The following is a 6,922-nucleotide window of genomic DNA, read 5'->3' as shown; positions in this document are numbered from 1 at the left end:
TTCCATATATTGTCGTTAAAATTTTTAAATGCAAAACCAGTATCAGGATGCCTTTGAAAATACTCTCGACTATAATATGACATTGCAAAATTATTCAATTCTCCTGTATCTGTGTTAATCCCAGTTATTATGCCGCTCTGTGAGGCGTTATCAGTATCCGCACCACCTCTTCCAATGCGTAAAAATGCACATAACACCTCTGCTGACCCGTCTTTGTATTCCGTCATCACTCTAAAGGTATTTATTGAATGAGGATAGATCTCTGACATCTTATGGTGTTGCTCGACTCCTGGCTGAACAATATAGTCTTGTTTTATACCTATCTCATTTAGAAACGCTTCAGTGAAGACAATGTTATCTTTGGTAATGTACAATCCATCTTCATTTCTTTTAAATACATATGTGCCATATGCACCTAATCCCATTGCAGGCTTTACAAATATTTTGCTCCAATTGTTATCAGAAATCTTCCCTTGAATATCGTCAAATTGTAGTTTTTGCATGGTATCTGAGTAAAAATGACCATCAATTAGCTTAAATAATGTTTCAGGCTGAGAAATGCCGAGACTGCGGAACATCTGCTCCGTAATCAGTTTGTTATCAACGAGAATTGATACTCTTGTTGGTATATGATACCTATGGAATATATCATACCAGAAAAAAAAAGGAATATAGTTTATCAGTTGATGATCAGTCAGGTTATATGTTGCATCATACAGATCGTAGAATAAATAATGAAACGGATTGCATTTCCAGTAGTTTTTACATAAATTCATTTCTTTTTTTATTTGACTTTTAGATTTTTTATTCTCACATCTATGATATCGTTCATTGGCCAATTTCATGTGATAATTCAATTCTTGATTTCTTCTCAACAAAGTCTTCTCTTTAATTTTTAATATGTAATTGTCGTACTCGAATTTTCGAATTAGCCTCTCTAGAGTTGTCATAAGCTTAAATGAATAACATATGAATAAGTACCTTTTGATCGATAAAAAGAAGAGCATATTGTTGATAAACTCGTGGTAGTGTACACAAGGAGCTGTAAAATTGGAAAAGGCCCTGCATCTGATCCAGAATAGACAAAGAGGAGAATACAGGACATAAATCGAAAGGAAGTGGTACTTGATTATCTTACCGCTGACGAAGACAGCAACAACTCCTCAACTGATTTCTCAACGAGGTGATGCAGGAAGAGACCTATCAGCAGGCCAGAGGGGGGAGATGCCAGAGAACCAGTTCGATGAAAACCTGGCGGAACAGTCACCGGACCATGACACTCAAGACCCGATACGAAGAGTTGGTCCTCAATAAAACTCAATTAGGGGGATGATCGCAATCAATTGATGATGATTGTAGGTTCTTTTACAGAATCTGGAGAAACGGAGAGGTAATCATGATGCCCTCATCGCATTCAGAGCAGCGTCAATAAAATTGATGAACCAATTTGTCGATTCATGTACTGGCCCTTTAGCCTTTGTAGGTTTACATGATTCAATGAGTCACCGTACCTTTGATCTTGTTATCGATTAGCAATTCCGGTTAAGATTGCATTCCTACTGAGTCAATATTTACATAATTGAATGCAATTACTTACTCGATGGAATACTTGGTGAATGAAATATACCAGAATGTCTAAATTGAGTTGCTAAGATGGAGCGGTGTAATAATATTTATATTTTCTGACAATCACAATTGCAGTGCAGTTCTTGTCGCATTTTATGTACAATAACGTTATTATTTCCGATGAGATCGTAGCAAGCAGTCATTAGTAATGAAGAGGTAGGTTAGAGCGATGAAAATAGAGATCCATGCGGATAACTGTTATTATCCTTGGATTTACGGTACCGTGGAGGAGATGAGGTATTGGTATAAAGGGAAAGTGTTCTGCGGAGATGAATTGATTGATGGGGCAAAAATCGCCCGAATCGTTTCAGACGTGCTTAATAATCAATATTCTCTTGAGCAGTTCCTTCGTGCTCTGAATGGAAATTTTGCATTTATTTTTAATATGCCCAAATGGACCATTGGTGTTGTTGATCGTTTGAGGAGTATTCCTCTATTTTATGCAAAGGCCGAATCAAAATTAATCATTTCAGATGACGCAAATTTCCTCAGAGATCTAATCTCCCCCTCCTTTAATGAGTGTAACAGTGCAGAATTACTCATTACAGGGTATGTTACAGGATCTGGATCCCTTTTCGACGGTCTCTCCCAACTTCAAGCAGGAGAATACCTTGTCTGCGATCATACGAAGGATCATTTCAGTACGTCATCCTACTATCGTTTTAAACACGAGAATTTTTTCAAGGAACCCGATGATGTTTTGCTGGATTATCTTGACGGTATATTAGTGCGTGTATTCAAGAGGCTCATTGCATCAATCAAGGACCAACAGATTGTCGTGCCATTAAGTGGGGGGCTTGACTCGCGACTGATCGTTGCTATGCTGAAACGGCTCGGCGTGGATGATGTGATATGTTTCAGCTATGGAAATACGAATTGGCCTGAGGCAGAGATAAGCAAGCAGGTTGCAGATGCGGTTGGTTATCCCTGGCATTATGTAGAGTATACTGAAGACAAATGGTATGAATGCTACCACAGTGATATGATGAAAGAATATAATAAATATGCTGGAAATCTGACATCCTTGCCATATCTTCAGGATTTTCTTGCAATTAAGGAGCTAAATGATGAGGGAAAAATAAATAATAACGCTGTTTTTGTACCAGGGCATACCGATTTGTTTCCTGGCGTTTTTATTCCTCATGATTATTCCGAAGTTCAGGACTATACGATCGAAAAACTTCAGAAAGATATCATAAAACAGCACTATCATGTGAGGCAATTCGAGGGCGCAAATGATCTCATACCGATTTTTAATGAAAACATTCTGCGAACTATTGATGCGATCGAAGTGTACGACAATGAATCCTGTGCTGATGCACTGGAATTGTTTGCTTTAAAAGAGCGAACTGCAAAGCTGATCCTTAATGGATCCCGCGCGTTTGAATTTTTCGGTTTTGATTGGAGGATCCCGCTTTGTGATGCTGAGCTAATGGATTTCTACTGTAGAGTGCCATTATCGAGCAGAATTAAAAAAATACTCTATAGAAAATATGCGGCAGAACGCTTATTTACTGGTGAATTTGAAGCATTAAAGCAAATAGAATGCACCACCGAATTAAGAATCTCCCGATCTTTATCACTGAAAAGTATGATTAAAAAGTCTGATGCATTATCTGAGATTGCCCTTAGGATATTGAAGCCCCGGCAGAGAAAAGCGGAGTATGATAAACACCGATATGCTATGTGGGGCATCGTACCGGAACACGACTATTACAATCTCTATTCCGGAATAACATATATAAATTCATTTCTTGCATTTGCCTATTTAAATGGATTATTTCCTGGAATTAAATCGAAAATATTCCCAAAGATAACATTTTGCCAAGAATCTGATGAATAAGGACGACGATAATGCTCATAGATACTTGAAATTGATACCTTTAAACATTCACTCTCTCGATGTTTGATGCCATATTGCTACTTGTTGAGTTCAAGCTACACTATGTGATGCTCGATATTTATATGTCGGAGGCGTCATTCGGTTCATTCGGGAAAGATTCTGCAGTTTCATAATATTTGGCAATTTTTTCTTCAACCGTTCCGATTTTTTTTGCTGGAACTCCTGCAACAATCACAAAGGGAGGGACGTCTTTCGTAACGACAGCCCCTGCTGCAACAATCGAGTGTTCACCAATCGTGACTCCTGGAAGGATAGTAGCGCCGGCACCAATGTATGCATTTCGTTCAATCAATACTCTGTGATATTGAAGGGGTATTTCGGGATCGATGCAATGTAGGCTTGAGTCGTGAGCGACAATTGTCACTCTTGGGCCAATATCGACATAATCTTCAATCTGGATTAATGATGGAGATGAATCTTCCAAAAAAACGAATTGGGCGATGTCCACATTTCTTCCTATCAAAGTTCCTCTTAATCGATACAAACCTTTTTTAACCCTTCCGAATGGAACTAGCATGGCAAGTATATGTACTGACGAGAAATAGACATCTGAGAACTTTTTATAGAAATTCGGAATGTTTTTCATATTTTCACAGCAATGCAATATATTGATGATAATTGAATCATGAGCCTGAGAATGTTTAATAATTTTTTTAGACACTATCTTTAATATCTTATCTTCTCTTTCATATTAGTCTATATTAATTTTGTTCAGGTATATTGCCATTTGCGCGAAGGAATTTCCAATAGTAGAGTTGCCGATGGAAAGGAATAATTAGTGCGTGAGAACATTCTAATGTATTATTCGAACGTGATTGAATCCATTAAATAATAGGATAGACATCAATGGGTTTAAAGGAATTATTAAAAAACAGAGTGGATCAATGGAGTTCTATATTTAAGATTGATAAAGACGATTGCTACAATATAATCCTCTTGTTCTTACTAACAGTTTTAATTATTGCGTTTGTTATACCCATATTTTCGTATGGAAGACTTTTTGGCACTGATGAATATACGCATCTATTCCATGCTATTCAGATATTCCTGACGGATTCAATGGGGGATTTTTATCAACAGGTTACCTCGATGGTATCCAATCCCGATGATCCAAATGCGCCCTACACGTACCCTTTCGCCATATGGCTTTTAGGTGGTACGGTAGCGAAATTAATAGGAACTGACCCAAAGACCGCAATATATCTCTACGCCGTGATATCCGTTTTCATCCTTCTCATTACGTTCTATTTATACTCGGATCTATTTTTAAAAACAAAGACACAGAAATTGCTTGCCCTTCTTTTTCTTTTATCAATGCCGAATATCGCGTTAATTGCCGTCAATTTTAGACCATCATCTATTGTTCTGCCTTTTGTTTTATTATCTCTGTACTGCGTAATGAAGGAAAAATTCAGTTGGAAATTAGCAATAATGATGATTGTGAGTGTATTTATTATTACAATAATGCATACGGGGACCTATATTTTTTTGCTCTCTTTATCGCTTGTTTTCCTTTTTCTGTACTGCTTGGTTTGGGGTAAATTCTCAAAACCAGTCTACCTCATGTCAGCAAGTATGCTATTTATATATGTGATTTCCGTTTCGGCCTTTCCTTACATACATCCTCAATACATAGACAAAGCAACAATGTTTCTTAAACCAGGGGATTTTCTCGCATCTAAACTCAATATTCTATTAGCTGATGATCTGAGTTGGATATTTTACTCGAACCTATTTGTTGATGCGAATGTTGCATATGCAATTCTCTGGTCAGCCCTGATATATGCACTTTGCCTGTTATTTTTGTTTGCGCACAAGAAAATGGAAAAACATATCGCTCCTCTTGGAGGCTTTTACCAGATTGCTGTTCTTCCCACAAATCTATCTAAAGGCCTTGCCTCAATTCCTATATGGTTGGGCCCTATCCACGTACTTCTTTCGTGTATCGGCTTTTTCCGACTTAATTCAAAGGGAAAAAGCTTAATGATCGCTGCATTAGTGGTTTGTATATTCCCTGAATTTCAGCGGAGTTTGGCAGATATCTCAATTTCTACCGGTGCGGTAAGGAACATTACGTATCTTTTCATCATCATTCCGATCACAGCAGTTCTCGGCATTGATTACTTGGTAAACTGGTTTTACAAGGATAGCATGAAGAATGCTCGGACTGGTACATGGCTATTGTATGGAATATTTACTATAATATTTGCATCCTTTATCGTAGTCCCTGCCCTTGGTACTTCTTACTATCAACCTGAGATATCTGGCGATGATTATATTGTTGATGGTATGACCTGGCTGAGCAATATCGGCAGTTCGTATGAAGGTGTTTCTGGATATGGTTTGCGAACAACACCAATATTTACTGGAAAAAAAGATATATACCATCTCAGTTATGGGGATGAGTTGAAAAGGTATCAGAAATCATTAAGAGACCTTTTTTACAGTGGGAGTGAACAAGCAGCTCAAGATCTTAATTCATATTATGGTGTCAGATATATTCTCGTTTCAGATAAAATAGCTGCAAATCTCGGTGGTTCTCAATCACAGATGCATGTCGATGATAATATTGTGGTCGATAAGATATATTCAAGCAAGGATTTTGGAATATATCGCAACTCCGCTGCTGAGCTAGGCAATTATGGTGAAATGTACCATAGTAACGACATCACAATACACGAGAGCAGGTCCAATATTATTATAGAATCGACAAGCTATATGTTGATTCTTAATCACAACTCACCACAAATCACATATATCGGTACAAACCAGACAAATTACCTTGGTGATGGACACACCTTGGATTTCATTACAATAGATTTAGTTAATGGTGAAAAGAAAGGGTATAATATATTTGAGATGCCGTTTTCAACAAAGGTGCAGGAAAATAACGTTATTTATACATGCCTTCTTCAGAATTCAAGTGGTCAATCAATTGGTACGATGAATGTAACATACTCTTTCTATGAAAATTCCATTCGTCGTGAATCTGTTATTTCTAATGATTGGTCAGATGTCTCATCTGGAATGCAGATATCCGCAACAACGCGTTTCTTCAGCCCAATCACAAATTTCATCCTTTTCGGTGATGATCAGCGAATTGAGAAGAAAGTATATCCTTCGGAAGATAGTTCTCCTCGAGACGACAAATTCTACGGAGTTTTTCTGCAAAATGAGCACTCCGGCATATATATCGAGTACCTGCCAACTTCTCCATATCCATCAGATTTGTTGTACTCCGGTTCAGTAACATATACGAACTATTGTTTATTCCAGTTCAAACAAGAAACATTGAAATCAATTGCACCAGGTGCGTCCTTCAAGTCAGTACAGTGCATTTCTATCGGTGACGAAGTCACAGCGAGACGTAGGGTGGACGAGCAGCGTAGTATC

General features: G+C 37.7%; 4 protein-coding genes. 2 read left to right on the top strand and 2 right to left on the bottom strand.

Translation table 11 applies throughout. The annotated features are described in order from the left end of the window. Positions 1 to 845, bottom strand: an 845-nt coding sequence (locus tag QCH34_RS04340; RefSeq protein WP_300330657.1) for a sugar-transfer associated ATP-grasp domain-containing protein, incomplete at its 3' end; no start/stop codon positions are given. 950 nt (positions 846 to 1,795) lie between these two features. Between QCH34_RS04340 and QCH34_RS04335 the strand changes: the two genes are divergently transcribed. Further along, positions 1,796 to 3,469, top strand: a complete 1,674-nt coding sequence (locus QCH34_RS04335) for an asparagine synthetase B family protein (protein ID WP_300330652.1) — start codon at positions 1,796 to 1,798, stop codon at positions 3,467 to 3,469. 118 nt (positions 3,470 to 3,587) lie between these two features. Here QCH34_RS04335 and QCH34_RS04330 read toward each other — a convergent pair whose 3' ends face one another. Then, positions 3,588 to 4,115 (bottom strand): acyltransferase, encoded by a 528-nt coding sequence (locus tag QCH34_RS04330; RefSeq protein WP_300330649.1) that lies wholly within the window; start codon positions 4,113 to 4,115, stop codon positions 3,588 to 3,590. A gap of 260 nt (positions 4,116 to 4,375) precedes the next feature. On the opposite strand from QCH34_RS04330, the gene QCH34_RS04325 reads away from it, so the two are divergent. After that, positions 4,376 to 6,922: hypothetical protein (locus tag QCH34_RS04325; RefSeq protein WP_300330646.1), on the top strand; the 2,547-nt coding region annotated here is incomplete at its 3' end.

Origin of the sequence: Methanocalculus sp., assembly GCF_029762515.1 — an archaeon.
Lineage (GTDB): Archaea > Halobacteriota > Methanomicrobia > Methanomicrobiales > Methanocorpusculaceae > Methanocalculus.
Note: the sequence above shows the minus strand (reverse complement) of the source record. Positions and strands in the feature narration are given on the sequence as shown.